Origin of the sequence: Sphaerisporangium sp. NPDC049002 (genome assembly GCF_040649355.1) — a bacterium.
In the GTDB taxonomy this organism is placed as follows: Bacteria; Actinomycetota; Actinomycetes; order Streptosporangiales; family Streptosporangiaceae; genus Sphaerisporangium.
On record NZ_JBEZFH010000020.1, the window covers coordinates 1 to 25,907 of the forward strand.

At 70.2% G+C, this 25,907-nt stretch carries 24 protein-coding genes and 1 riboswitch; of the genes, 11 read left to right on the forward strand and 13 right to left on the reverse strand.

The window, feature by feature from the left end; all coding sequences use genetic code 11:
• The 3 genes from AB0B89_RS07040 to AB0B89_RS07050 form a co-directional block, all read right to left on the reverse strand.
• Window positions 1-1,163 (reverse strand): M48 family metallopeptidase (locus AB0B89_RS07040; protein WP_358549341.1); only part of this gene is annotated, 1,163 nt, incomplete at its 3' end.
• A gap of 154 nt (window positions 1,164-1,317) precedes the next feature.
• The gene (locus AB0B89_RS07045) at window positions 1,318-2,190 is read right to left on the reverse strand and encodes a hypothetical protein (RefSeq protein ID WP_358549344.1); all 873 of its coding nucleotides are present in this window, start codon (window positions 2,188-2,190) and stop codon (window positions 1,318-1,320) included.
• A 364-nt stretch (window positions 2,191-2,554) separates the two neighbouring features.
• Window positions 2,555-3,022 carry a C40 family peptidase gene (locus tag AB0B89_RS07050; protein WP_358549347.1) on the reverse strand — a complete coding sequence of 156 codons (468 nt, stop codon included), beginning with the start codon at window positions 3,020-3,022 and terminating at the stop codon, window positions 2,555-2,557.
• Between the two features lie 82 nt (window positions 3,023-3,104).
• Window positions 3,105-3,264: riboswitch (cyclic di-AMP (ydaO/yuaA leader) on the reverse strand.
• 385 nt (window positions 3,265-3,649) lie between these two features.
• Between AB0B89_RS07050 and AB0B89_RS07055 the strand changes: the two genes are divergently transcribed.
• Window positions 3,650-4,225: a helix-turn-helix domain-containing protein gene (locus tag AB0B89_RS07055; RefSeq protein ID WP_358549350.1), complete on the forward strand. Its 576-nt coding sequence runs from the start codon at window positions 3,650-3,652 to the stop codon at window positions 4,223-4,225.
• On the forward strand, window positions 4,222-5,568 hold the full coding sequence (locus AB0B89_RS07060) for an MFS transporter (RefSeq protein WP_358549353.1): 1,347 nt from the start codon (window positions 4,222-4,224) through the stop codon (window positions 5,566-5,568). Before AB0B89_RS07055 ends, AB0B89_RS07060 begins: the two co-directional genes overlap by 4 nt.
• Here AB0B89_RS07060 and AB0B89_RS07065 read toward each other — a convergent pair.
• Both AB0B89_RS07065 and AB0B89_RS07070 read right to left on the reverse strand, forming a co-directional pair.
• Entirely contained in the window at window positions 5,535-6,455 is a 921-nt protein-coding gene (locus tag AB0B89_RS07065) for an NlpC/P60 family protein (RefSeq protein ID WP_358549356.1), read from the reverse strand. The two genes, AB0B89_RS07060 and AB0B89_RS07065, sit on opposite strands and share 34 nt — an antisense overlap.
• A gap of 300 nt (window positions 6,456-6,755) precedes the next feature.
• A complete protein-coding gene (locus AB0B89_RS07070) occupies window positions 6,756-8,078 on the reverse strand; it encodes an NYN domain-containing protein (protein ID WP_358549359.1) in 1,323 nt (440 codons plus the stop codon).
• A gap of 223 nt (window positions 8,079-8,301) precedes the next feature.
• Between AB0B89_RS07070 and AB0B89_RS07075 the strand changes: the two genes are divergently transcribed.
• Entirely contained in the window at window positions 8,302-9,435 is a 1,134-nt protein-coding gene (locus tag AB0B89_RS07075) for a phosphotransferase family protein (protein ID WP_358549362.1), read from the forward strand.
• 25 nt (window positions 9,436-9,460) lie between these two features.
• Here AB0B89_RS07075 and AB0B89_RS07080 read toward each other — a convergent pair whose 3' ends face one another.
• Window positions 9,461-9,979: a hypothetical protein gene (locus AB0B89_RS07080; protein ID WP_358549364.1), complete on the reverse strand. Its 519-nt coding sequence runs from the start codon at window positions 9,977-9,979 to the stop codon at window positions 9,461-9,463.
• Window positions 9,980-10,207: 228 nt separating this feature from the next.
• On the opposite strand from AB0B89_RS07080, the gene AB0B89_RS07085 reads away from it, so the two are divergent.
• Both AB0B89_RS07085 and AB0B89_RS07090 read left to right on the forward strand, forming a co-directional pair.
• Window positions 10,208-11,941, forward strand: a complete 1,734-nt coding sequence (locus tag AB0B89_RS07085) for a DEDD exonuclease domain-containing protein (protein ID WP_358549485.1) — start codon at window positions 10,208-10,210, stop codon at window positions 11,939-11,941.
• 226 nt (window positions 11,942-12,167) lie between these two features.
• On the forward strand, window positions 12,168-12,455 hold the full coding sequence (locus tag AB0B89_RS07090) for an Lrp/AsnC ligand binding domain-containing protein (RefSeq protein ID WP_358549367.1): 288 nt from the start codon (window positions 12,168-12,170) through the stop codon (window positions 12,453-12,455).
• A gap of 76 nt (window positions 12,456-12,531) precedes the next feature.
• Here the strand turns inward: AB0B89_RS07090 and AB0B89_RS07095 are convergent, their stop codons facing one another.
• The 3 genes from AB0B89_RS07095 to AB0B89_RS07105 all read right to left on the reverse strand — a co-directional run bounded on the left by AB0B89_RS07095 (window position 12,532) and on the right by AB0B89_RS07105 (window position 15,328).
• The gene (locus tag AB0B89_RS07095; RefSeq protein WP_358549369.1) at window positions 12,532-13,422 is read right to left on the reverse strand and encodes a histidine kinase; all 891 of its coding nucleotides are present in this window, start codon (window positions 13,420-13,422) and stop codon (window positions 12,532-12,534) included.
• 410 nt (window positions 13,423-13,832) lie between these two features.
• Window positions 13,833-14,918 carry an anthranilate phosphoribosyltransferase gene (gene trpD / locus AB0B89_RS07100; RefSeq protein ID WP_358549372.1) on the reverse strand — a complete coding sequence of 362 codons (1,086 nt, stop codon included), beginning with the start codon at window positions 14,916-14,918 and terminating at the stop codon, window positions 13,833-13,835.
• A 14-nt stretch (window positions 14,919-14,932) separates the two neighbouring features.
• Complete coding sequence (locus AB0B89_RS07105; RefSeq protein ID WP_358549488.1) at window positions 14,933-15,328, reverse strand: hypothetical protein; 396 nt, start codon at window positions 15,326-15,328, stop codon at window positions 14,933-14,935.
• Window positions 15,329-15,509: 181 nt separating this feature from the next.
• Here AB0B89_RS07105 and AB0B89_RS07110 point away from each other — a divergent pair, with 181 nt between their 5' ends.
• The 4 genes from AB0B89_RS07110 to AB0B89_RS07125 are packed head-to-tail and all read left to right on the forward strand — an operon-like array spanning window position 15,510 to window position 19,720.
• On the forward strand, window positions 15,510-16,136 hold the full coding sequence (locus tag AB0B89_RS07110; RefSeq protein WP_358549374.1) for a heme-copper oxidase subunit III: 627 nt from the start codon (window positions 15,510-15,512) through the stop codon (window positions 16,134-16,136).
• A gap of 17 nt (window positions 16,137-16,153) precedes the next feature.
• Window positions 16,154-16,984, forward strand: a complete 831-nt coding sequence (locus tag AB0B89_RS07115) for a c-type cytochrome (RefSeq protein WP_358549377.1) — start codon at window positions 16,154-16,156, stop codon at window positions 16,982-16,984.
• Entirely contained in the window at window positions 16,977-18,050 is a 1,074-nt protein-coding gene (locus AB0B89_RS07120; RefSeq protein WP_358549380.1) for a Rieske 2Fe-2S domain-containing protein, read from the forward strand. The genes AB0B89_RS07115 and AB0B89_RS07120 overlap by 8 nt, the downstream gene beginning before the upstream one ends.
• Window positions 18,047-19,720 carry a ubiquinol-cytochrome c reductase cytochrome b subunit gene (locus tag AB0B89_RS07125; protein WP_358549383.1) on the forward strand — a complete coding sequence of 558 codons (1,674 nt, stop codon included), beginning with the start codon at window positions 18,047-18,049 and terminating at the stop codon, window positions 19,718-19,720. Before AB0B89_RS07120 ends, AB0B89_RS07125 begins: the two co-directional genes overlap by 4 nt.
• Window positions 19,721-19,801: 81 nt before the next feature.
• On the opposite strand, the gene AB0B89_RS07130 is transcribed toward AB0B89_RS07125, so the two are convergent.
• The 4 genes from AB0B89_RS07130 to coxB all read right to left on the reverse strand — a co-directional run bounded on the left by AB0B89_RS07130 (window position 19,802) and on the right by coxB (window position 24,064).
• Window positions 19,802-20,920, reverse strand: coding sequence for an Ig-like domain-containing protein (locus AB0B89_RS07130; protein ID WP_358549386.1), 1,119 nt, complete (start codon window positions 20,918-20,920; stop codon window positions 19,802-19,804).
• A gap of 416 nt (window positions 20,921-21,336) precedes the next feature.
• Window positions 21,337-21,732 (reverse strand): cytochrome c oxidase subunit 4, encoded by a 396-nt coding sequence (locus tag AB0B89_RS07135; RefSeq protein WP_358549389.1) that lies wholly within the window; start codon window positions 21,730-21,732, stop codon window positions 21,337-21,339.
• The gene (gene ctaD, locus AB0B89_RS07140) at window positions 21,729-23,405 is read right to left on the reverse strand and encodes a cytochrome c oxidase subunit I (protein ID WP_358549392.1); all 1,677 of its coding nucleotides are present in this window, start codon (window positions 23,403-23,405) and stop codon (window positions 21,729-21,731) included. The genes AB0B89_RS07135 and ctaD overlap by 4 nt, the downstream gene beginning before the upstream one ends.
• Complete coding sequence (coxB, locus tag AB0B89_RS07145) at window positions 23,402-24,064, reverse strand: cytochrome c oxidase subunit II (protein ID WP_358549395.1); 663 nt, start codon at window positions 24,062-24,064, stop codon at window positions 23,402-23,404. Before coxB ends, ctaD begins: the two co-directional genes overlap by 4 nt.
• Before the next feature lie 361 nt (window positions 24,065-24,425).
• Between coxB and AB0B89_RS07150 the strand changes: the two genes are divergently transcribed.
• A complete protein-coding gene (locus AB0B89_RS07150) occupies window positions 24,426-25,562 on the forward strand; it encodes an aminotransferase class V-fold PLP-dependent enzyme (protein ID WP_358549398.1) in 1,137 nt (378 codons plus the stop codon).
• Window positions 25,562-25,849, forward strand: a complete 288-nt coding sequence (locus AB0B89_RS07155) for a sulfurtransferase TusA family protein (RefSeq protein WP_358549400.1) — start codon at window positions 25,562-25,564, stop codon at window positions 25,847-25,849. The genes AB0B89_RS07150 and AB0B89_RS07155 overlap by 1 nt, the downstream gene beginning before the upstream one ends.
• Window positions 25,850-25,907: the final 58 nt, after the last annotated feature.

Below are 25,907 nucleotides of genomic sequence, written 5' to 3' on the forward strand. Positions count from 1 at the left end.
GCGCGGGGGCGGGACCCGGGCTCAGCGGGAGGGCGGGCCCTCCTTGGGCTGGGAGAAGAGACCGCCCAGGCCCTCAAGGGCCTTGCCCATCTCGGCGCGGGACCGGAGAGCAGGGTGGCGAGGCTCATCAGGCCCAGCAGCAGCCCGACCGCCCGTGGATCGGCCGCCGACCCGACGCCCGCGCGGCGCCTCAGCGAGGGGAGCGAGACCACCAGGAACAGCAGGCAGGCTCCGGCGGCGGCGCCGAGCGCGCCGACCAGCGTGCCGTAGAGGACGTCGCCGTTCTTGGCGTGGCCGAGCTCGTGGGCGACGACCAGCTCGACCTCGCCCGCCGGCGCCCGCAGCAGCGTGTCGTACACGACGATGCGCCGCGTCGCCCCGAACCCGGAGACGTAGGCGTTGAGCGCGGTGGTCCTGCGGGAGGCGTCGGCGACCAGCACGTCCTCCACGGGGACGCCGTCGCGGTTCGCCATGGCGATGAGGTCGTCGCGCAGCCGTCCCTGCGGGAGCGGGGTGAAGTCGTTGAACAGCGGCTCGACGACCACCGGGTAGACGAACGAGGCGACCACGGTGAGCAGGAACGCCCCGGCCGCCGCCGGGACCCACCAGCGCCGCGGCGCCCGGCGCGCCAGCCAGACGACGGCCAGCACCATGATCGCGACCAGCACGGTCTGGACGCCGAAGGTCTTGAGCCGATCTGCCGACCACGCGGGCCAGTGCTGCGTGGACAGGCCGAAGGCCCGCAGGCGGGTCTCGTACCACATGCCGAGCGGCCACTTGATCAGCAGGCTCACGGCCGAGAGCGCGAGGACGCCGAGCAGGACGCGCAGCCACCACGGGCCCCTGAGGCGGCCCACGACCCACGCGCCGAACGGCGTGAGGACCAGCACGCCCGCCACGACCAGCGTCACCGCGAGCGAGAGGTACACAGGGACGTTCACGGCGGCGTCGAACGCGGCCGCGCGGGCGATCTGCCCGGGGGTGAAGTCGCGCGCGGGATCGGGCGTCACGGCCGGGGCGGCGCCCGGCAGGGACCGCCACGGCGTGGTGACGGCGACCACCGCGGCCACGGCCACGCCGAGCGCGACGAGCGCGATGCCCGCCGCGCGCGCTCCCCCGCCCGTGCGCACGACGCCGCGAACCTCCTCGATCAACCCCGCCACGTGACAGCCCTCCTCACCCGGCCGCTCACGGCACACCTCGGGCGCACCGCCCCCGTGGCCACCGGCCCGCAGGCCCCGCGACTCCGGCACGCGGCCGCCGTGACCACCGGCCCTCTCCCCTCGCCCGCGCCGCGCCTCGGGCGCGCCCGCGGCGTCACGAGAGCTCACTCCGGACGTACTCACGCCAGGCGGCGGTGAACTCCTCCGTGGTCATCCCCAGAGCCCGGCCGAGCGCTGTCCGCGGGTCACTTCGCATGGACTCACGGTAGAGGGTCACAAGGGCACGCTCGCCGAAGCGCCCCGCGACATACCGGCAGGCGAGCCACGCCTCCTCGTACGCCTGCGCCAGGCGCGCGGAGCCGGCGGCGAACGAGGACGGGCCGGGTAGCGCCGCAGGCGGGCTCCCCGCGCGCACCTCGGCGGCCAGTTCCGCCGCGGCCGTCGGCACGGGGATCCCCGCGCCGAGGTAGCCGACGTAGTCGGCGAACCCCTCGATCAGCCACTTGGGGGTGTGGCCGTCGGCCGCCGCCCCGGTGGCGACGTGGGTGAGCTCGTGGGCCAGGACGACGTCGCGGCCCGCGTCCGTCAGGCGGGCGAAGGAGCGCGGCTCGATGATCACGCGATCGGTGCCGGCCACCGCCGCCAGCCCGCTCACCGTGGCGGGCGCGGCGAGCCGCGCGGCCTGATCGGTGGTCGCGGGGACCAGGATCAGCGGCCGTACCGGCCCCGCGACCCGGGCGACGGTCAGGGCCGCGCGGTCGGCCCTGCGGGCGAGATCCGACAGGCCCGCAAGGCCCGACAGGCCCGCGAGGCCCGGTCCGGCCGGGGCGCCCGCGCCGCCCTGAGCGCCGCCCGGCCGGCCGATGACCAGGGAACGCTCGCCCTGGACCACCTCGGCCCCTGACCAGATCTCGGGATGCTCGCGGATCACCGCGTGCGCGAGGGACAGCGGGCCGCCGGCGCCGGGAGGACCCGTCAGCGCGGCCAGCAGCCCCGCCAGTGCGGCCCAGAGCCAGACGACGCGCATGCGGGCAATCTACCCGCTGCCTCCGGCGAACCAGGCCCGTCCCGGGTACGGCCGGGAGACGTCTGAAGGCCCGTCCCGGGAAAGGCCGGGAGGTGTGAAGGCCTGTCCCGGGTGCGGCCGGATGTGTGAAGGCCTGTCCCGGGTGCGGCCGGATGTGTAAGGCCCGTCCCCGGTACGGCCGGGCCGTGTGAGGGCCTGTCCATGATCCGGAGGGTCAGGTCCGCCGGGGAACCGGCCGGGGACGCGCGAGGGCCCCGTCCGCCTCGATGGATGTGGACGGGGCCTTCACGGCCGTCGCGTGGTCAGCGTGCGGGCGGGGAGGCTTCCCGGGAAAGCGGTCCTGGGAAGTCCCCTGGCACGCGGGTCACGCTCCGGGGCGGACGGCTCCGACGAAGCTGACCTTGCGGTAGCCGTTCAGCTTGTCGATGCGCACCCTCGCACCGCTGTGCGGGGAGTGGATCATCTTGCCGTGCCCGACGTACATGCCGACGTGACCGAGACCACTGAAGAACATCAGGTCGCCAGGCTTGAGGTTCTTCCAGGAGATCTTCTTCTTCACAGAGCGGAACTGGCTGGCCGCGATGCGAGGAAGCTTCACGCCGGCCTTGCGCCAGGCGTACATGACGAGGCCTGAGCAGTCGAACGAGCCGGGGCCGCTGGCACCCCACCGGTACGGATCGCCGAGCTGCTTCTTGGCCGCGGAGACGGCCGTGTGCGCCTTGATTCGCTGCCTGGCGGCCTTGCTCAGCTTGGAGGAGCTCTGAGGGGCGGCCACCGTAACGGCGTCAGCCGCCGTCGCCTGTATCGCGACCGCCCCGGCGGAGGCCGTCATGGTGAGCACGGCACCGCCGAGGGAGAGGCGGGCGAAGCGAGACAGACGGGGGTTTTGCGTGGTGCTGGACAGGATCGCTCCTTGGTTCTTCCACTCACGCCTACCGGGTTAGCTGACGGATTCGGGCTTGGAAGTCGCCCTACGGCGCCAATGGCGCCGATTCACCCCCTGACCCCACATTTAGGGCCAATTGGGTCCCCGGCTCCGTGCTCCTTGCCGCACGGATTCGGCAGGTCACCGCTGCCCGCGGTCCTGATTCGCGCCTTGTTTTCGACGGCGGTGACCAATGGATTCGTTCTGCTGGCGCCGGTCGGCCGACCGGCTTTGCTCACGACGGCATGGCGTGCTCGCCGCGGGCCAGAAACTACACAGATCCTCAATTGGAGGCAAAGCCTGAGCCAAGTCCGTAGATCAAATAGGGATGATCAATAACGGATATCCCCTGCAAACCAGGGGCCTCGTTTACCTAAATGTGATTCCCCTCACATATCCCGAAACAGCACCAGTTGTGAGTCACATCCGTCACTCCGGCCCCACGCGTCGGCGATCTTCCGCAGGGGCCTGGTTCCGCAACCGCTCTTTCGCAACAGCTCTTGCACAGCAGTTGTCGCGTGTCAGCCTGATGCCATGGACCAAGAGAACATCCGCACGATCACCGACTCACGGGTGCTGGCCGCCCTGGCGCATCCCCTGCGGCGTCGTCTCATGGACGTGCTGAAGGTGGACGGCCCCTCGACGGCCAGCATGCTCGCCGAGCGCACCGGTCAGGCGGTCGCCAACGTGAGCCACCACCTGCGGGTGCTGGGCGCCAGCGAGCTCATCGAGGAGGCCCCCGAGCTTGCCCGCGACCGCCGCGAGCGCTGGTGGCGGCTGGTGTCGGCCGGGGTGCGCTGGACCACCGCCGACTTCGGCGGCGACCCCGCGTCCGCCGCCATCGCGAGTGCGGCGGAGTCCCTCAACCTCGACCACCACGTCAACCTCGTGCGAGCCTGGTACGCCGCGGGCGAGGACGAGCGGGCGATGTGGCGAAACGCGCCGTTCTCCACCGACAAGTGGCTGCGGCTGACCCCGGCCGAGCTGAGCGAGATCGAGCAGCAGATCAACGACCTCCTGCGCCGGTGGGCCACCCGCGAAGTGCCCGACGACGGGGAGCGGCGCGACCCGGTGTTCCTGTTCGCCTTCGGCGTCCCGGGGCAGCCGTGAGCGGAGCCGTCACCAGACCCCCCGCCCCGGGCGCCGTCCGCCGCCGCAGAGGCGGCCTGCTGCGCGACCGCGACTTCCGGCTGCTGTGGGCCGGAGAGACCGCCAGCGGCTTCGGCAGCACCCTCACCAGTGTGGCCCTGCCACTGGTCGCGATCACCGTGCTGCACACGAGCACGTTCTTCGTGGCCCTGCTGACGGCGGCGGCGTGGCTGCCCTGGATGATCATCGGCCTTCCCGCCGGGGCGTGGGTCGACCGCCTCCCCCGGCGGCCGGTGATGCTGATCTGCGACGGCGCCTCGCTGGTGCTGTTCCTCAGCGTCCCGGTCGCCGCCTGGTGGGGCCGGCTGACCATCGGCCATCTGCTGGCCGTCGCGCTGCTCGCCGGCACGGCGAAGGTGTTCTTCCAGACCGCCTACCAGGTCTACCTTCCCGCGGTGGTCCGCGACGCCGACCTGCCGGAGGGCAACGCCAAGCTCCAGGGCGGCGAGTCGGCCGCCCAGGTCGTGGGCCCCGGCGTGGGCGGCATCGTCGCGCAGCTCTTCGGCGCCGTCACCGGCCTGCTGGTCGACGCGGCGACGTTCCTGATCTCTGCGCTCTGCCTGCTCGCGATGCGGACCCGCGAAGCGCCCGTCAGCCGGGAACGCCGGTCGGCCACGCTGAGGCGGGAGATCGGCGAGGGACTGGCTTTCGTCGCCCGTGACCCCTACCTTCGCGTGCTCACGGTCTTCGGGGCCGTCAGCAACCTCGCGCTCATCGGGTATCAGTCGATCCTCATCGTCTTCCTGGTCCGCGAGGTCGGCGTGAGCTCCGGCACGGCGGGCGTCCTGATCGCGGCGACCAGCCTCGGCGGCGTGGCCGGCGCCGCGAGCGCCACCTGGATCGCGCGGCGCGTCGGAAGCGCTCACGCCCTCATCGCGTGCGAGATGGCAGGAGCCCCGTTCGGGCTGCTCATCCCGCTGGCGAGCCCGGGGTCCGGCCTGGCCTTCGCGGTGGCGGGCGGCCTCGGCGTCGTCGCGGGCGTGGTCGCCGGCAACGTCATCAAGTCGAGCTTCCGCCAGATGTACTGCCCGCGTGAGCTGATGGGCCGCGTCTCGGTCAGCATGCAGTTCGTCAACTACGGCACGATCCCGCTGGGCGCCCTGATCGGCGGGGCGCTCGGCGACGCGATCGGCGTCCGGCCGTCGATGTGGATCCTCACGGGAGCCCTCGCGCTGACGGGCCTCGTCCTGCTCGCCGGGCCGATCCGGCGGCACAGGGACCTGCCGTCCTCGCCCCCTGCGCGCCCCCGCGCGGCGTCAGGACAGGGCGCTCAGGGACGTACGGCGCCGAAGATGCCCCGGTAGGACGAGAGCGGGACGACCTTCACGACGTCGCCCGTGCGGGGGGCGTGGACCATCTTGCCGCCGCCCGCGTACATGCCGACGTGGCCGAGGCCGGAGGCGAACAGCAGGTCGCCCGGCTGCAGGGCGTTGAGGGAGACCCGGCGGGAGGCCCCCCAGGAGTACTGCTCGGCGGCGGTGCGCGGGAGGCTGACGCCGGCGGCCCGCCAGGCCGCCTGGGTGAGCCCTGAGCAGTCGTAGGAGCCTGGACCGGTCCCGCCGTACCGGTAGGGCTTTCCCACCTGGGCGAAGGCGAACTGGAGGGCCGTGCGCGCGTTGCCGGAGGCGGAGCCGGTGTACTTGATGCCCGCGCTGTTGGGGTTTCCCGCGTTGTAGGCGTTGAGGCGGCGGAGCAGGCGCTCCTGCTCGCCGACCAGCTTCTCGACGTCCTTCTTCTGCTTCTTGAGGTCGTCGAGGAGCTTGATCGCCTTGTCGTAGGCGCCCTTGGCCTTGTCGCGCTGGCCCTTGATCGAGCGGGTGGCGTTCTCGAACTCGGTCAGGGTGCGCGACTGGCCGGCGGACATCTGGTCGACCGAGGCGAGCCCGGCCAGCAGCGACTCGGGGTCGCCCTGGGTGACGAGGCTCGGCCAGGCCAGCAGGTCTCCCGACTGGTACGTGCTGACCGCGACCGACACCAGACCGGCGCGCAGGTCCTCGATGATGTCGAGCTGCTTCTTGAGCCGGCCGTTGAGGTCGTTGTACTCCTTGCGGGCCTTCTTCCAGTGCTCGCCCGCCAGGTTGTAGCGGTCCACCACCTTGTCGGCCTGGTCGTTCAGCTTGGCGAGCCTCGCCTTGGTCTGGGCGACCGTGGGCTTGGGCTTCGCCTCCGCCCCGCCTGCCTGCGTAAACAAGACTGCGGCGACGAGACCGGCGGCCACCGGAACCCGCCGGACTCCCCGGATGCCACGCACGACCACTGGGACGCCAGCCCCCTCATGTGAGACAAGTGAGACAACCTGGGGCGAGATCCTACAGAAGTCGCACTGCTAACTGCACCTTTTCATCGGGAATTGGTTTCAATAAGACAACCCCGGTTTGCCTGACGCGCGCGGGTTCAGGGGGTACCCCAGACACCAGGGCGCGGAAACGACAAACCGGGAGAATCCGGAGGTCAGACGCGGCCAGGTGACAAACCGGGAGGCACCGGAAGGTCAGGCGCGGCTGAGGCGGCGGAGCAGGAGGGTGGCCGGCACGGGGCGGGCGCCCATGCGGCGTACCGAGTCGGCCACCTCGCGGTCGGATGAGACGACGGCGACCGCGCGGCCCGGGGGCTCCGCGCGGACGAGCTGCCGGATGAGGTCGTCGGCGATCTCCCCCGGCGCGCTGAACAGCACGCGCACGCCGCGCGGCGCCGACACCTGGACCGGCCCGTTCAGCTCCGCGCCGTCGAACGCGCACGTGACCTCGACCCTGGTCTGCACGGCGAGGCCGCCGAGCCCGGTGAGCAGCCGCGAGCGCTGGTCGAGCAGGGTGAGCGAGGGATACCCGGTCTTGGTGACGTTGTAGCCGTCGACGACCAGGTGCAGGTGCGGAATGGCCAGGAGCTGGTCGAGCAGGGCCGGGTCGTCGTCGGCGAGCGCGCGTGCGGGCACGGCGCGCACGGACGGGCGGCCGGGGCTCACCGCGGTGACGGAGTCGGCCGGCCTGCTGATCGCGACGGGCAGGGCCAGCTCGCTGCGCAGCCCCGCCGCCGCGTCCTGGAGGCTGTCGAGGAGCACGCGGACGCGGGCGTCCTCGATGCTGCGCCCCTCGCGCGCCGCGCGCCTGCTGGCCTCCACCTGGCGCTCGGCGTCGGTGAGGCGCTCGCGCAGCTTGCGCAGCTCGCTCTCGGTCGCGCTGGTCGCCGAGGTCACGGCGGACCTCGCCTCCTGCTCGCGGACCTGCAGCTCGGCGGCCCGCTCCTCGGCCACCCTGACGCGCTCCCTGGCGTCGTGGAGCCTGCGCCGCAGGTCGGCGATCTCGGCCTTGGACACCCTGAGCTGCTCGCGCAGCCGGTCGGTCTCGTCCTTGGCGGACGCCTTCTGCGCGGCGAGCTGCTCGCGCAGCCGTACGACGGTCTGCTCCTGGGCGGTGCCCTCGGCCGCCGCGGCGGCCTGCTCCAGGTCGGCGCGGGCGGTCTCCACGAGAGCGGGCCACCCGGGAGGCCGCGTGAGGTAGGCGGCGGCCGCCACGAGCACCGGCTCGGCCGCGGGAGGGACGTTGCCCTCCTCCAGGCTCGCGACCAGCTCGGGCCACGCCTCCTGGAGCGCCTCGGCGACGATCTCGCGGAACTCCTTGTCGGTCTCCAGCTGCGCGGCGATCGGAGCGCTGCCCAGCCGGGCGCGCTTGCGCGGATCGAACTTGGCGATGCCCTTCAGCGGAGGCGGGATCGCGGCGGGCTGCATCGAGCCGAGCACCTGCGCGGCGAGCTCGACGACATGTAAGCGCACCTGCTCGGGCAGCGGGCGAGACAGGCCTTCTCCGGCTGAACTCATCCGTCTTCCCCTAGCTGACTGGCCATTCAAATTCCGTCTATCCGACAAGGGTACGGCTGGCGCGTTCGTGGTCAGCGCGCTTGGCGCCCGGTTCCTCACCACCCGCCGCCCCCGAAGCCGCCGCCGCACCCCCTCGCGCCCCGGTTAACGGCAGGCGAACGGCATATGGACAAGCGCTTGCTACCGATGTACGACTGGGCCACCACGGATGAGGGAGACGACGATGCCGAGGCTGGACGACCAGCGTGCCGAGAACGGGGAAATGCGTACGTCCACCCGTGACCTGGGCGAACTCCGCGAGCGCATGCGGGCCTGGCTCGCGGGCCGGCTCCCGGGGGCGTCCCGGGTGTCGGTGTCCGAACTGTCGCGCCCGTCCGGCAACGGCCTCTCCAGCGAGACGCTGTTCTTCACCGCGTCCTGGACCGGCGGCCCGGACGAGCGGGAGCTCAGATGCGTCGCGAGGATGGCCCCGGCCCCCGAGGCGGTGCCGGTCTTCCCCGAGTACGACCTCGGGAAGCAGTTCGAGGTCATGCGGCTCGCGCGCGAGCGGGCCGCCGTCCCCGCGCCCCGCACCCTGTGGTTCGAGCCCGACCCGGCCGCGCTCGGCTCGCCGTTCTTCGTGATGGAACAGGAGGAGGGCGACGTCCCGCCCGACCTCGTGCCGTACACGTTCGAAGGCTGGCTGGTCGACGCCTCCCCCGCCGACCTCGCGCGCCTGCAGAGGCGGACCGTGCAGATCCTCGCCCGGCTGCACAACGCGGCCGTACGGCCGGAGGAGCTGGCCTTCCTGCGGCCGCGCCATCCGGGCGACTCGGCGCTGCGGCGGCACGTCAACGAGCAGAGGGCGTACTACGAGTGGGCCCACGGGTCGCTGCGGATCCCCATCCTGGAGGACGCGTTCGCGTGGCTGGACGACCACTGGCCCGCGTCCCCGGGCCAGGACGTGATCAGCTGGGGCGACGCGCGCGTCGGCAACGTGATGTACCGGGACTTCACGCCCGTCGCGGTGCTCGACTGGGAGATGGCGGCGGTCGGGCCACGGGAGATCGACATAGCGTGGATGATCTTCCTCCACCGGTTCTTCCAGGACGTCACTCATGTCATGGGACTGCCCGGTCTTCCCGGTTTCATGACCCGCGAGGACGTCTGCGCGCAATACCACTCCCTGTCGGGGTACGCGCCCAGGGACATGGAGTTCTACGAGATGTACGCCGCCCTACGCCACGGGATCATCATGGCCCGCGTCTGGCACCGCCGGATCCACTTCGGCGAGCTGGCCCTGCCGGACGACCCGAACGACCTGGTGATGCACCGCGCCGCGATCGAGAGCATGCTCGACGGCCACTACTGGGACTGAGCCGGGATCGCGGCGCGGCACGGCGTCAGCGCGAGGAGATGATCGTCTTGGACTTGGCGATGAGGTCGTCGCGGGAGACCTCGTCCACGTAGTCACGCGTGCTCAGGCCCGACTCAAGGCCGACGGCCCTCGCGTAGTGACCGACGTAGTACCTGCCGGCGTACTTGTACTTGATCGAGATCTGCATGGTCATGGAGATGGTGTCCCTGCCGCGGAGCGGGACCACGCAGTACGCCCGCGAGGCGGAGTACCCGCACTTCGCGTGCGGCGGCTTGGAGGTGAAACGGACCTTGGACACCGTGTTCTTCGGCAGGTACGCGGCGAGCACCAGCCCGTCGGCGGTGAGCCGCCGGAGGTGGACGGCCTTGTAGCGGAACGTCGCGACGCCCCCGCGTCTGATCCCGGTGGGGTACCAGACGTACGCCTTCGCCTTCTGGGCGCCGGTCGGGGCGGCTTGGACGGACGCGGCCCGGGTGGAGGTGGCCTCGGCCGGAGCGGCGGTCCAGAGCAGCGATGCCCCCGCCAGGGCCAAAGAAGTGATCAATAACGATGACCTGCGCATACGCGCCTCCCCGTGAGTGATGGGCTTGAGCGGCGCCGCACGTGGGCGGTCCTGTCGCCCGAACGGTCGCCGCGAGTGAAAGGTCGATCCATCGGATCGCCGATATATCAGGCGCATCCGAACATCAGCCGTATAACGACCAAGAACGTCTAGGGTTGCGACCGGATCAAGGACCGCCGGTGCGAACTGTCGGACCGGGCTCGTATGGTCATGGTCGTGGAGATCGGGGTTCAAGGAACGCTTGACGAGCTGGGCACGCCCCTCGACCAGGTGACCTTCGTCGTCTTCGACCTGGAGACGACGGGCGGGTCATCCGCGGAGCACGCCATCACCGAGATCGGCGCGGTCAAGGTGCGCGGCGGCGAGGTGCTGGGCGAGTTCGCCACCCTGGTCGACCCCGGGCGTCCCATCCCGCCGTTCATCACGGTCCTGACCGGCATCAGCGACGTGATGGTGATGGCCGCGCCGCGCGTCGAGCAGGTCCTGCCGTCCTTCCTGGAGTTCGTACGCGGGGCCACGCTGGTCGCGCACAACGCCCCTTTCGACGTCGGCTTCATCAAGGCCAACTGCCAGAGACACGGCTATCCCCCGCCCGCCAACCCCGTCGTCGACACCGCCGACCTGGCCCGGCGCGTCCTCACCCGCGACGAGGTGCCCAACTGCAAGCTCTCCACCCTGGCGAGGATCTTCAGGAGCACCACCGAGCCGTGCCACCGGGCCCTGGCCGACGCCAAGGCGACCGTCGACGTGCTCCACGTGCTGATCGAGCGGGTCGGGGCCTACGGCGTGCAGACCCTGGAGGAGCTCAAGGGCTTCGTGCGGGCCCCCACGCCCGAGCAGAAGCGCAAGCGGCACCTCGCGGTGAGCATCCCCAGCACCCCGGGCGTCTACGTCTTCGAGGACGAGCGCGGCGAGGCGCTGTACGTCGGCAAGAGCGGCGACCTGCGCCAGCGGGTGAAGTCCTACTTCACCGCGAGCGAGACCCGCCCGCGCATCCGCGAGATGATCGGCATCGCAGAGCGGGTCCGGCCGATCGTGTGCGCCACCGGGCTGGAGGCCGAGGTCAGGGAGCTGCGGCTCATCGGGGCCACCAAGCCGCGCTACAACCGCCGGTCGCGCTTCCCCGAGAAGGTCCTCTGGCTCAAGCTCACCGATGAACCCTTCCCCCGGCTGTCCATCGTGCGCGAGGTCAAGGCCGACCAGGCGACCTACCTCGGCCCTTTCTCCTCCGCACGCGGCGCGGAGGAGGCCAGGTCGGCGCTGCACGAGGCCGTGCCGCTCCGGCAGTGCACCGAGCGCATCACCCCCCGCACCCGGCGGGCCGCCTGCGCCCTGGCCGAGATGGGCCGTTGCGGGGCTCCGTGCGAGGGCCGGCAGAGCGTCGACGACTACCGGCGCCACGTCGACGACGCCAGGGCCGCCATGGAGCACGATCCCGGCCCGGTGTTCTCGGCCCTTGAGACCCGCATGGAGCGGCTGGCCGCCGAGCAGCGCTACGAGGAGGCCGCCCTCGACCGTGACCGGCTCGCCGTCTACGTACGCACGGTGGCGCGCATGCAGCGACTGCGGTCGCTCACGGGCATCCCGCAGCTGATCGCGGCGAGCCCCGCCTTCGACGGCGGGTGGGACATCCACGTCGTCCGCCACGGCCGGCTCGCCGCCGCCGGCGTGATGCCGCGCGGCGCCCATCCGACCCCGTACGTCGACGCGCTGGTGGCGACCGCCGAGACCGTGTCCCCCGGCCCTGGGCCCCTCCCGGCCGCGGGCGCCGAGGAGACCGAGTGCATCCTGCGCTGGCTCGACTCCCCCGGCGTGCGGCTGGTCCAGGTCGACGGCACCTGGAGCCTCCCCGCCCGCGGCGCCGGCCGCCTCAAGCAGCGCATCGACCTCGCCTACAAGGGCATCCAGCCCCACCACCCCCGCGAGGGCCGGCCCCTGCGCTGACCCTGATCACCGATCACGCGCTCCTTGAGCCCTGGGCTCACGCGGAGGATGTCCAGGCGGGAATTTCACGTTGAGCACGGGAATCAATACAGTGAGTGCGAGCAGGGGCCGCCTCGCACAGTTCCGCCGGTCGGCGGCGGCGGGTTCGCCGGCGAGAGCCGGTGGCGGTGATCGAGACCGGCGGCGCTAAAGTCGGGCCAGACCGTACTCGAAGGAGAGAGCTCGAATGATCACCGCGATCGTGCACATCAAGGCGGAGGTCGACCGGATTCCCGAGGTCGCCCAGACGCTCGCCGAGCTCGACGGGGTCAGCGAGGTCTACTCGATCACCGGAGACTACGACCTGGTCGCCATGGTCAGGGTGGTCGCCTACGACGAGGTCGCCGAGGTGATCCCCGGGCGCATCAACAAGGTGTCCGGCGTGCTCGCCACCGAGACCCATCTGGCCTTCCGCACCTACTCCAGGCACGACCTGGACGCCGCCTTCTCCATCGGCCTCGCCGAGGCCGACTGAGCGCCCGCACCCTTCCGGACGAGCCGGAGCGTGCTCCCTCCCCTTCCGGACGAGCCGGAGCGAGTTCCCGGCGGTACTAGGCGCTGTTACGCGTGCTCGATCGCAGGTGGGCGGCCGGGCGGGCGGGGGTGGCCGCCGGAAGCCGGGCGCGGACCTCGAAACCGCCACCGGGGAGGGCTCCGGCGGAGAACGATCCGCCGAACAGCGCCGCGCGCTCGCGGATGCCGATCAGCCCGGGACCGAGGACCACCGCACCACGGGCGCGACCGTCGTCGCGTATGAGCACGTCCAGCAGACCGGGCCCCCACCTCAGCGCCACGTGCGCCGAACGTGCCGAGGCGTGCCGCTGCGTGTTGGACAGCGCCTCCTGGACGATCCGGTAGACCGAGATCTCCAGCGCCTCCCCCACCGAAATGGGGTTGCCGTCCTCGACGAGCTCGACGCCCAGCCCCGACTCCCGCGTCCGCGCGAGCAGTTCCGGCAGGTCGGCCAGGCCGGGCTGCGGTTCCGTGCCCCTGACCGTGCCGGTGGCCGCCTGCAGCAGGACCAGCATCCGCTGGAGCTCGGTCAGCGTCTGGCGGCCGGTCTCCTCCGCCGCGTGCAGCGTCTCGCGCGCCCGCATCGGGTTCTTCTCCATGATCATGCGTCCGGCGCCGACACCGAGCGTCATGACGCTGACCCGGTGCGCCACGACGTCGTGCAGCTCGCGGGCGATCTTGATCCGCTCCGAGGCCGTCGAGGCCAGGGCGCGCGCCTCGTGCTGTTCGGCCATCGCCGCCTCGCAAGCGGACAACTCGGCGCGCAGCTCCCGGCTCCGCCGGTTGGACAGCAGGCGCTTCCCGAAGGCCACAGCGCCGCCCAGCGGACCGACGAGCGCCACTCCCACCACGGGGCCGGGCATACCCCACGCCTCGGCCTTGATGGCCGCCAGGGAGCCGACGGTGGCGAAAAGGTCGAGGTAAAGCATGGCGACAGCCTAGAAATGTCCGAAAATCTAGACATCCCCTCGTGGGAGGATCTCACGTCATCCCACGAGGGGACGCGCGAGACGGGCGCTCGCGTCAGGCTGGCCGGCGCGCGCGGGGCGAGGCCTGACCGGCGTTCGCGCAGGACCCACCGGCGTTCGCGCGGACCCACCGGCGTTCGCGCAGAACCCACCGTCGTTCGGCGCCGGCCCACGGTAGGAGGCCGGTTTTCTCGTGCGGCACCCCAGAAACGCCCGGCAAGGCCCACGGTGAGAGGCCGGCTTCTGGCGCGGCGCTCCAGGACACCCGGCGTAGCCCTGCGGTAGGAACCCGGCTTCTCGCGCGGCGTCCGAGGACGCCCGGCGCGGCCCCGCGGCGAGGTGCGGGGCCGGGACGCCGGGATGGTCCTCGGTCAGGAGTGTTTGTGGGAGCGGCTGATCTCTACCCAGCGGGCGAGGGTCTCGGCCGCGCGGCCGGAGTCGACGGCCTCTGACACGCGCTCGTACGCCGACCTCATGGCGGCCACGAACGCCTCACCCGAGACGCCTGACTCGGGATCCGCGAGACCGGGCTCGGTGGTGGGCGCAAGGCTCACCAGGGCGGCGGCGGCGTTGAGGAGGACGGCGTCGCGGATCGGGCCGGTCTTGCCTCCCACCAGATCGTGCACGGCGCGCGCGTTGAACTCGACGTCGCCGCCGCGCAGCGCGTCGGGCTCCGATCGCGGAACGCCCACGTCGAGCGGGTCGAAGGAGATCTGGACGGCCGTGCCGTCCCTGACCACCCAGACCGTCGAGGTCGTGGCCGTGGACAGCTCGTCGAGCCCGTCGTCGCCCCGGAACACCAGCGCCGACACGCTCCGCTCGGCGAAGACCCCGGCGACGACCGGAAGCATGCGCGCGTCGTAGACGCCGATCGCCTGTGCCGACGGGCGGGCCGGGTTGGTCAGCGGGCCGATGAAGTTGAAGAAGGTCGGGATGCCGATCTCCTTGCGCACCGGACCGGCGAACCGCAGGGCCGGGTGGTAGACCGGCGCGAAGCAGAACGCGATGCCCGCCTCGACGGCCGTGCGCGCCGTGAGCTCGGGAGGCAGGTCGAGGGCGATGCCGAGGTACTCAAGGACGTCGGCGGCGCCGCACGACGAGGAGGCCGCGCGGCTGCCGTGCTTGATGACCCGGGCCCCCGCGGCGGCGGCGACGATCGAGGCCATCGTCGAGACGTTGACGGTGTGGGCGCGGTCGCCGCCGGTGCCCACGATGTCGACCGTCGGGCCCTCGACCCTCAGCGGGGTGGCGCGATCGAGCATCGTGCGCGCGAGCCCGACCACCTCGGCGACCGTCTCGCCCTTGGCACGCAGGGCCGTGGCGAAGGCGGCGATCTGGGCGGGGGTCGCGGACCCGGACATGATCTCTTCCATGGCCCACGCGGTCTCGTCCGCGGTGAGATGCTCTTGGTTGAGCAGGGCCGTGAGCAGCGCGGGCCACGTAGTGCGCGCGTCCATTGGGGTGTCTCCGGTCAGTGAGAGATGCGGGTGGACGAACGGTGCCGCATAAGGCCCGCCACGGCCTCCGCCAGCGTCATCGGGTCGAGCGGCTGGGCCACGACCGCGTCGGCGCGGGACCAGTCGGCGAGCCATCGGTCGTCGCGGCGACCGATGATCAGGCAGATCGGCGGGCAGTCGTAGACCTCGTCCTTGGCCTGGCGGCTGATGCCCATGCCCCCGGCGGGAACGGCCTCCCCGTCGAGCACGGCGACGTCGATCTCCCCGGAGTCGAGCTGCTTGATGACGGCGGGCTGCGTCGCGCACTCCACGATCTCCACGAGGGGCACGTCGGCGGCCGGACGCCGCCCGATCGCCAGCCGCACCTTCTCGCGGGTGCTTGCGTCGTCACTGTAGACGAGAACCCTCATGCTCACGGTCGCGCTCACTATCGATTGACGAGGTATGGTCACCACGGATGCTACCTGTCCCCGCCGACGGAATCCCAGACCAGTCAGACTTGGCGTAGTTCCGGCCGTATGTCTCGTTTATGGGACCGATGCGCCCGCAACCGGGGGGTCGTGCGGCGACCCGACCAGGAGAGCCGCAATAATGCTGGGCGTGGCGACAGCATCCGCAATTACGACGACGACAGCACCATCGTCCCGCCGGCCCAACTTGGTCAGCGTCGGGACGATCGTTTGGCTGTCCTCTGAGCTCATGTTCTTCGCGGCGCTGTTCGCGATGTACTTCACCATCCGGTCGGTCAGTCTCGGCCAGGACAAGCCCTGGCCCACGCTGCCTGAAGGCGTCCACCTGGACGTCCCGTACGCGCTGGTCAACACGATCGTCCTGGTCCTGTCGAGTGTGACGTGCCAGCTGGGCGTGTGGGCCGCTGAGAAGGGCCAGGTCAAGAAGCTCCGGTTCTGGTACGTCATCAGCTTCCTCATGGGCGCCTGGTTCGTCGGAGGCCAGCTGTACGAGTACCACAACCTGGTGGAAGAGGGCGTGACCCTGTCCTCCAACGCCTATGGTTCGGTCTTCTACCTCACCACGGGCTTCCACGGCCTGCACGTGACCGGTGGTCTGATCGCGTTCCTGTTCATGCTGGGACGCACGTACGCCGCGAAGCGCTTCACCCATGAGCAGGCCACCAGCGCGATCGTCGTGTCCTACTACTGGCACTTCGTCGACGTCGTCTGGATCGGCCTCTTCGCGACCATCTACATCATCAAATGATCGGAACGAGGATATCGGTGAACTCGATCACCGCACGGAGGCGGCATCCACTCGCGCGATATGCCGTCCTCCTTCTGGCCCTGAGCCTCCTCGGAGGGGTGTACGCCCTGCTCGCGCCCGGAGGCGACCGGGCCGACGCGGCGATCGCCTCCGGCAGGGCGGACGACGTGGCCGCGGGCAAGGAGCTCTTCGCGGCGCACTGCGCGAGCTGCCACGGCCTGAACGCCGAGGGCTCCTACGCGCCCGGCGGTGCATCGGGCCCGAGCCTCATCGGCGCCGGCGCGGCGGCCGTGGACTTCCAGGTGTCCAGCGGCCGCATGCCGTTCGCGAACCCCGGCCCCCAGGCTCCGCGCAAGCGTCCCGCCGAGTGGGTCAACCCGGACACCGTCCGGCAGCTCGCCGCCTACGTGCAGTCGCTCGGCGGCGGTCCCGCCAAGCCTTCCCTGGAGTCGGTGGACCCGGCCAAGGGCGACCCCGCCAAGGGGGGTGAGCTGTTCCGGGCCAACTGCATCCAGTGCCACAACTTCGTGGGCTCGGGCGGCGGCCTGACCTACGGCAAGTACGCGCCTCCGCTGAACCCCGCCACGCCCACCCAGATCTACGAGGCGATGGCCACGGGCCCGCAGGCCATGCCGGTCTTCAACGACAGCACGATCACCCCCGAGCAGAAGCGCGACATGATCGCGTACATCGTCGGCGCACGTAACCAGCCCGACCCGGGCGGCAGCGGCCTCGGCCGGATCGGCCCTGTCACCGAGGGCCTCGTGGCCTGGGTCGTGGGCATCAGCCTCCTCGCCCTCGCCGCCATCTGGATCACCGCGAAGAAGCGTCAGGCCAACCATGACTGAGAACCGGAACGACATCGACCAGCCCGACGACCGCGTCCCGAGGCGCGTCATCGGCACCCCCCCTCCGCGGGGTGAGGAGTCCGTGCTCGGCGCGCCGCCCAAGGACGACGGTCCGATCGTGTTCGAAGGGGTGAAGTTCCCCGACCCGGCGACCGCGCGCAGGGGCGAGCGCGTCGCCGCCCTGCTGTTCGTGGTCGCCTTCCTGGCGGGCGTCGCCTTCGTGGTCTCGTACGTCGTCTTCCAGGTCGGCACGATCGACCGCACCCAGGTCTCCAACTTCGCCCTCGGCGGCACGCTGACGATCGCCCTGTTGTCCCTGGCGGCCGGCATCGTGGTCTGGGTCCGGCAGATCATGCCGAAGTACAGCCTCGTGCAGGAGCGCCACCCGATGGCCTCCGCGCCCCAGGTGCGCGAGGAGGTCGAGAAGACCTTCCTACAGGGCGCCGAGGAGAGCGGCTTCGTCCGGCACAAGCTGCTGCGCCGCACGCTTCTGCTGGCCTCCGCCCCGCTCGGCCTGCTGCCGCTGGTGCTGCTGAAGGACCTCGGCCCGCTGCCGGGCACCTCGCTGCGGCACACGGTCTGGAACAAGGGCCGCCGCCTGATCGTCGAGGGGACCCACGAGCCGATCCGCGCGGCGGACTTCAACTCCCCCGGCGGCATCCTGTCGGTGGTGCCCGAGGGGTACGAGGAAGACCTCAACGCCCTGGCCAAGGCGACCTTGATCCTGATCAAGTTCCGGCCGGAAGAGATCAAATCGGGCACCAAGCTCAATTGGACCTACGACAGCATCGTTGCATACTCTAAAATCTGCACCCACGTGGGCTGTCCGGCAGCGCTCTACGAGCAGACGACGCACCACATCCTCTGCCCCTGTCACCAGTCCACCTTCGACGCGGCAGACGGAGCGAAGGTCATCTTCGGCCCCGCCGCGCGTCCCCTGCCCCAGCTGCCGATCGGGGTCGACGGCGAGGGGTACCTCATCGCACAGAGCGACTTCAATGTCCCGGTCGGACCCAGCTTCTGGGAGCGCGGGGACGCCGAAGCCGAAGCTAGGGGGCAGAAATGAGCCTCGACGGTCCTCCCAAGGCCATCGCGGGACCCGCGAGTTTCATCGACGACCGCATCGGCGCGGGCAACTTCCTCAAGCGCAACCTGCGCAAGGTCTTCCCGGACCACTGGTCGTTCCTGCTCGGTGAGATCGCGCTCTACTCCTTCATCATCCTGCTTCTGACCGGTACGTTCCTGACGTTCTGGTTCAAGCCGAGCATGGCCGAGGTCACCTACAACGGCTCTTACGGGCCGCTCGTGGGCGTCCACATGTCGCAGGCCTACGAGTCCTCGCTGCACATCAGCTTCGACGTCCGCGGCGGTCTGCTGATCCGCCAGATCCACCACTGGGCGGCGCTGCTGTTCGTGGCGGGCATGATGGTGCACATGCTCCGCGTGTTCTTCACCGGCGCCTACCGCAAGCCGCGCGAGCTCAACTGGATCATCGGTGTGCTTCTTCTCACACTCGCGCTCGCCGAGGGCCTGACCGGCTACTCCCTCCCCGACGACCTGCTCTCCGGCGCCGGTCTGCGGATCACCGAGGGTGTGGCCATCTCCCTCCCGCTTGTCGGCACGTACATCACGTACTTCCTGTTCGGCGGCGAGTATCCCGGCGAGGACGTGATCTCGCGGTTCTACAGCCTGCACATCCTGCTGATCCCGGGCATCCTGCTGGCGCTCATCTCCGCGCACATGATCCTCATGTGGGTGCAGAAGCACACGCAGATGCCGGGCAAGGGCCGCACCGAGACCAACGTGGTGGGCGCTCCGTTCTACCCGGCCTTCATGGCCAAGGCCGGCGCCTACTTCCTGTTCACCTTCGGTGTGCTGGCGCTGCTCGGCACGTTCGCGCAGATCAACCCGATCTGGTTGTTCGGCCCGTACACGCCGGCCGACATCTCGGCGGGTTCCCAGCCCGACTTCTACATGGGCTTCCTGGAAGGCTCGCTGCGGCTCATGCCCGCGTGGGAGATCAACTTCCTGGGGTACACCCTCCCGCTGAGCGTGCTCATCCCGGCTCTGCTGCCGATGGGCATCATCATGACCGGCCTCGCGCTCTATCCGTTCGCCGAGCAGTGGATCACCGGCGACAGGAGCGAGCACCACGTGGCCGACCGGCCGCGCAACAACCCGCACCGCACCTCGATCGGCCTCGCGGCCATCACGTTCTACGGTGTGCTGTGGCTGCTGGGCGCTAACGACTGGATCTCGGCGAAGTTCCACATCTCGCTCTACACCACGACCGAGGTCGGGCGGGTGCTGGTCTTCGTGGGGCCGGCGATCGCGTACTTCATCACCTACCGGATGTGCATCGGGCTCCAGCGCAAGGACCTCGAACTGGTGGTCCACGGTGTGGAGTCCGGCGTCATCAAGCGCCTGCCGCACGGTGAGTACATCGAGGTCCACGTGCCCCCGGCCGATGACCTGGTGGCCCTGGTCCAGGGGAAGAAGTCCATCCCCGCCATCGAGGCCGGCCCGGACGGCGACGGCGTCCCCCCCAAGGGGATGCGGAACCCGCTCGGCAGGCTCCGGGCCAAGCTCAGCGAGACGTACTCGGCCGACACCGACGCGATCGCGCTCGACACGGCCCACAACGGCCACCACGACGGGCACGACGGCCACGGGGCCACGCCCGCCGCGGTCGGCACGGGTCACGGCGACGAGGACACCAAGGCCCTCGGCCACTGAGCCGCCGGCTCCGGAGTACACGAACAAGAAAGACCACAGGGCCCGGACGCGAGATCGCGTCCGGGCCCTGTGGCGTCTCCGTCAGGAAGTGCCCTTGTTCTTCTTCTCGTCCGCCGTGGTGGCGGTGTGGTCGGCCGCGGGGTACGCCGACAGCGTCTCGGTGGTGAACCCCGACCGCAGGCCGCTCCAGCGGAGCCACTGCGGCCAGGTCTCCTGCCAGTGGCCCCACCCGTTGGCCGGGTCGAGCTGGCGGGGCGTGCCGCTCACGATGATCGGGTCGCCGATCAGGGTCGTCTCCTTGAACCACTTGGCGTTCGACGGGCTGACATTGATGCAGCCGTGGCTGACGTTGGAGTTGCCCTGCGAGCCCACCGACCAGGGAGCGCCGTGGACGTACTCCCCGCTGTCGGAGATCCGCACGGTGTCGTACACGGTCAGGCTGTAGTAACCGGCGCTGCCGGGCCCCGCGTCGGGGTTGGTCATGGTGGTGACGTCCTCGCGCGACATCGCCAGGTGGACGCCGTTGGTCGTGTAGTGCCTCCAGTCGCCGCCCTCGCCGGCGCTGAGCGGCACGGTCCTGACGACCTGGCCGTCGCGCTTGACCGTCATCTGGTGCGAGACGGTGTCCGCGTGGCTGATCTGGGACCGCCCGATGGTGAACTCCCGGACGTAGTCCTGGCGGCCGTACATTCCGGCGCCGCCGTGCACCCCGGCGAGCTGCGCCACCAGCTTCACCTTGGTGTGGGCGGGCCAGTACTGCTTGGGCCTGAAGCTGACCGACTTGTCGTCGAACCAGTGCCACGCCCCCTCGACCGGGTTGGAGGCCTGCACCATGAGGTTGCGCTCCACCGAGACCCGGTCGGTGATGGGATGGTCGAAGGTCAGCATGATCGGCATGCCGATGCCGACCGTCAGGCCGGTGATCTCCTTGTTGGGAAGGATCTTGTCGATCGCGAACAGCTGGGACGCCTTGACCGTGGAGAACTCGCTGCTCACCTGCTTGGTCCTGCCCGCGGGGTCCACGGCGACGACGGTCACCTGGTAGGTCTCCCCCGGGGCCATGGCGCGCTTGCTTCGCCACTGGGTGCGGTCCGCGCTCAACAGGCCCGCGACGGGCGTGTCCTTCGACTTGACGCGGACGCTGACGCTCCTGAGAGCGCCGTTGACGGCTCCGACCATGACGGGCAGTTCAGGTGCCACCTGAGTCGCCCCGTTGCCCGGAGAAACGCTCACAGCCAGCTCAGCCCGTGAACCAGCGGTGTCTTGTCCCTCTCGGTCGGTGCCGTTCGTACAACCGCCCGCCAGCAACAGGGCCAACGCCCCCGCCCCAAGGGCGACCACCCGGATCTCGACGTGTCCCACGTTACGTCTCCCCCGCTCCGATGGATCACTCCTTGTGAGTTATTACCCGGTTACAGCGTGTCGCGTACCTTCGCTCAAGGAGAAACGCCGAAACGACCTGCAAAAAAGGCCTCGCGGACGACCGACGGTTCCTTGAAGGAAACCGCAGGTCGCCCGCGAGGCAGGCCGTACGGAGCGCGATCAGACGTGATCGGCGGAGGGGGTCGGAGCGGAGGCCGGCCCGGCGCGGAGGCGCTCGCCGGTCTCTGTCCCGGTCAGTGCGAGAAGTGACCCCGGTAGTACTGGAAGACGAAGCCGATCGAGGCCATGATGACCGCGAAAGCCCCGATGAGGAACATCCACCAGCCGATGACGAATCCGACGACCATGAACGCGGCCGCCAGGCAGACGAACAGCGGCCACCAGCTCGACGGGCTGAAGAAGCCCAGCTCGCCGGCGCCGTCGCTGATCTCGGCGTCCTTCCTGTCCTCCGGCTGCTCGCCGATGCGGCGGGCGGTGAAGAGCAGGTAATAGCCGATCATCAGGGCGAGGCCCACGGAGATGGCCAGCGCGGTGGTGCCGGTCGGCTCCTTCGACCAGAACCAGTAGACGAGGTCCACCGCGCCGAAGAAGACGCCGCAGAGCAGAAACATCCAGCCCTGAACCTTCATCGGGCCTCCTCCAGCTCCTCGACCGGCGCCAGCCGGTGCGGGTTGTGCAGGTCGAAGGCGGGACGCTCCGACCGGATCCGCGGCAGCTTGGTGAAGTTGTGCCGGGGGGGCGGGCACGACGTCGCCCACTCAAGGGAGTTGCCGAAGCCCCACGGGTCGTCCACGGTGACCTTGGGAGCGCTGCGCCACGTACGCCACACGTTGTACAGGAACGGCAGCGTCGAGGCCCCAAGGATGAACGCGCCGATCGAGGAGACGACGTTCAGGTCGGTGAAGCCGTCGGCCGGCGAGTAGTCGGCGTAGCGACGGGGGAAGCCCTCGACGCCGAGCCAGTGCTGCACCAGGAAGGTGGTGTGGAAGCCGATGAACAGCGTCCAGAAGTGCCACTTGCCCAGTGTGTCGTTGAGCATCCTGCCGGTGAACTTCGGCCACCAGAAGTAGAAGCCGGAGAACATCGCGAAGACCACGGTGCCGAAGACGACGTAGTGGAAGTGCGCGACCACGAAGTAGGAGTCGCTCGCCTGGAAGTCCAGCGGCGGCGAGGCCAGGATGATGCCGGTCAGGCCGCCGAACAGGAACGTGACCAGGAAGCCGACGGCGAAGAGCATCGGCGACTCGAACGACAGGTGGCCCCGCCACATCGTGCCGATCCAGTTGAAGAACTTCACCCCGGTCGGCACCGCGATGAGGAAGGTCATGAACGAGAAGAACGGCAGCAGCACCTGGCCGGTGACGAACATGTGGTGCGCCCACACCGCCGCCGACAGGCCGGCGATGGAGATGGTCGCGGCGACGAGGCCGATGTAGCCGAAGATCGGCTTGCGGCTGAAGACCGGGAGCACCTCGGTGATGATGCCGAAGAACGGCAGCGCGATGATGTACACCTCGGGGTGCCCGAAGAACCAGAACAGGTGCTGGAAGAGCATCGCCCCGCCCGTGGACGAGTCGAAGATGTGGGCCCCCAGATGCCGGTCGGCCTCCAGCGCGAGCAGCGCGGCGGCCAGCACCGGGAAGGCCAGCAGCACCAGGATGCTGGTGAGCAGGATGTTCCAGGTGAAGATCGGCATGCGGAACATCGTCATGCCCGGGGCGCGCATGGTGATGATCGTGGTGATGAAGTTCACCGCGCCGAGGATCGTGCCGATGCCGGACATCGACAGACCCATGATCCACAGGTCGCCGCCGACGCCCGGGGACGAGACGGCGTCCGACAGCGGGGTGTAGGCGGTCCAGCCGAACGCCGCGGCGCCGTCGGGGGTGAAGAACCCGGAGATGGCGATCACGCTTCCGAACAGGTAGAGCCAGTAGCTCACCATGTTCAGCCGGGGGAACGCCACGTCGGGGGCGCCGATCTGCAGCGGCATGAGCTCGTTGGCGAAGCCCGCGAACAGCGGGGTCGCGAACATGAGCAGCATGATCGTGCCGTGCATGGTGAACAGCTGGTTGAACTGCTCGTTGCTGACGAACTCCAGGCCGGGCTGGGCCAGCTCGGCACGCATGATCAGCGCCATGACGCCGCCGATCAGGAAGAACACGAAAGAGGTGATCAGGTAGAGGTGCCCGATCACCTTGTGGTCGGTCGAGGACGCCCACCGGGCGATGACCGTGCCCTTGCGGGCGCGCCTCTGGGCGGCGATGCTCGCCTGGATCGAGGGCTCGTTGATGGCGGTCACTGGGCACTCCCCGCCTGACTGTTGACGTACTGGTCGTACTCGGCCTGGGGCACGAGCTTCACCGTGAAGAGCATGCGGCTGTGGTCGACGCCACAGAGCTCGGCACAGCGTCCGGCGAACTCTCCGCTCTTGTCGAGCGTCTGGATCTCGAAGACGTTCTTCACGCCGGGGATGACGTCACGCTTGAACAGGAACGCGGGAACCCAGAACGAGTGGTTCACATCCGGCGAGACGAGGTCGAACTGGACCTTCTTGTTCGCCGGCAGCACCAGAACGGGGCGCTGGGCCGGCGTGCCGACCACGCTGACGACCTTGCCGTCGTACTGGCTGGTGAAGCGCCAGCTCCACTGGAAGCCCTCGACCTTGACCTTCACGTCCGGGTTCGCCGACACCTTGGTGATGGCGTTCTCGTCACGGGCGGTGAAGTAGAAGAACACCGCCACCATGATGATCGGCACCGTGGTGTAGAGGATCTCGATCGGGAGGTTGTACCGCACCTGGGGCGGCAGGGCGTCGGTCGAGTTCTTGCGCTTGCGGTGGAACGCGCAGGCCCACAGGATCAGGCCCCAGACGACGACACCGACGGCAAGGGAGGCGATCCAGGCACCGTTCCAGAGACTCTGGATGATGCCGGCCTCCTTGGTGACGCCTTCCGGCATGCCGGCACGAGACCACGTACCTACGCCATCACACGCCGTCAGGGAGACCATCAGCGCCGCCAAAGCGACGGCGCGTGGCACCCTGCGACGGGCCAACGGACGCCGTATAGAACGGCGGGTCGGACTCACGGATCGCCTACCCCACAGATAAAGCCCAAGAGTCCCCCTCCTGGGCGATCGTTTCCAGATTCACGAGATTCGCGCTCTTAGTTGTCTCACGTCACGCTGGGGGACACATTAGCGCGCACTGGGGCCGCCCTCCTTCCCAGCCCCCGTTAACGTGTTTGAGCCGTTGCCGGGATCCTCCCGCCGGCGTCGGCCCAGGCGGACCGCCGTCCGGCAAGGGTGCGACCATGAACGCGTGGCGTACTTCGACGCGGCATCGACCGAACCACTGCACCCCACCGCTCGTGAGGCGCTGATCGCGACCCTCGACGCGGGCGGCGCCGACCCCTCGCGCCTGTACGGCTCCGCGCGGCGGGCCCGCCTGCTGCTCGAACAGGCGCGCGCCGAGGCCGCCGAGGTGATCGGCGCCCGGCCGGACGAGGTGTCCTTCACCTCCTCCGGCACGCAGGCCGTCCACCTGGGGGTGCTCGGGACGCTGCTGGGCCGGCGGCGGGCAGGACGGCGTCTGGTCACCGGCGCCATCGAGCACTCCAGCGTCCTTTCGGCCGCGGCCGCGCACCAGCGCGAGGGGGGCACCGTCGAGCTCGTCGGCGTCGGCCTCACCGGCAGGGTCGATCCCGCCGAGTTCGCCGCCGCCGTCGCGCGGGAGGGCACGGCGCTCGCCTGCCTGCAGACCGCCAACCACGAGGTCGGCACCCTGCAGCCCGTCGAGGAGGCGGCCGAGGCGTGCCGGTCCTCCGGGGTGCCGCTGCTGGTGGACGCGGCCCAGACGGTGGGGCGGCTTCCCGTCCCTGCCGGATGGTCGGTGCTGGCCGCGAGCGCCCACAAATGGGGCGGTCCCGCCGGGGTGGGGCTGCTTGCCGTGCGCAAGGGCACCCGGTGGCGCTCCCCGCTGCCGGAGGACGAGCGCGAGCGGCGCAGGGTGCCCGGTTTCGAGAACGTCCCGGCCGCCGTCGCGGCCGTCGCGGCGCTGCGGGCGGCGGTCGCCGGGGCCGAGGAGGAGAACGCGCGGCTGTCGGCGCTGGTGGACCGCGTCCGCGAAGAGGTGCCCCGGCTGGTCCCTGATGTGGAGGTCGTGGGCGAACCCACACTGCGAGCGCCCCACATCGTCACGTTCTCGTGCCTTTACGTGGCTGGTGAGGCAATATTGACGGAGTTGGACAGGGCCGGTTTTGCCGTATCTTCCGGCAGTTCGTGCACGGCGAGTACGCTACGGCCATCGCACGTGCTGGAGGCGATGGGAGTGCTCACACATGGGAACGTCAGGGTGTCCCTGCCCAGGGGCGCGTCCGGCGCGGAGGTCGACCGCTTCCTGTCCGTCCTGCCCGGCGTCGTCCGGCGTATCCGCGAGAGCGTAGGGGTGACATCGTGATGACCGGCCGGCGGAAGCCCGCGCCCGAGCAGGCGGCGCAGGAGACGGTCCAGCCGCCCGCCGCCCTGACGATCGACGCCCTCGGGCGCAAGTGCCCCATTCCCATCATCATGCTGGCCGAGCGCATCAACGAGGTGCCGCTCAACGCGACGGTGGCCGTGCTCGCCGACGACCCGGCCGCCTTCACCGACGTACCCGCCTGGTGCAGGCTGAAGTCCCACCACCACGTGGCGAGCTACGAGCTGCCCGGGGGCGGCTGGGCCATCCACGTGAGGCGCAACTACTGACCCCTGCCCGCCGGAGCGTTCCCAGCGGGTTCAGGGATCAGCCGTTGAAGAGTCCCAT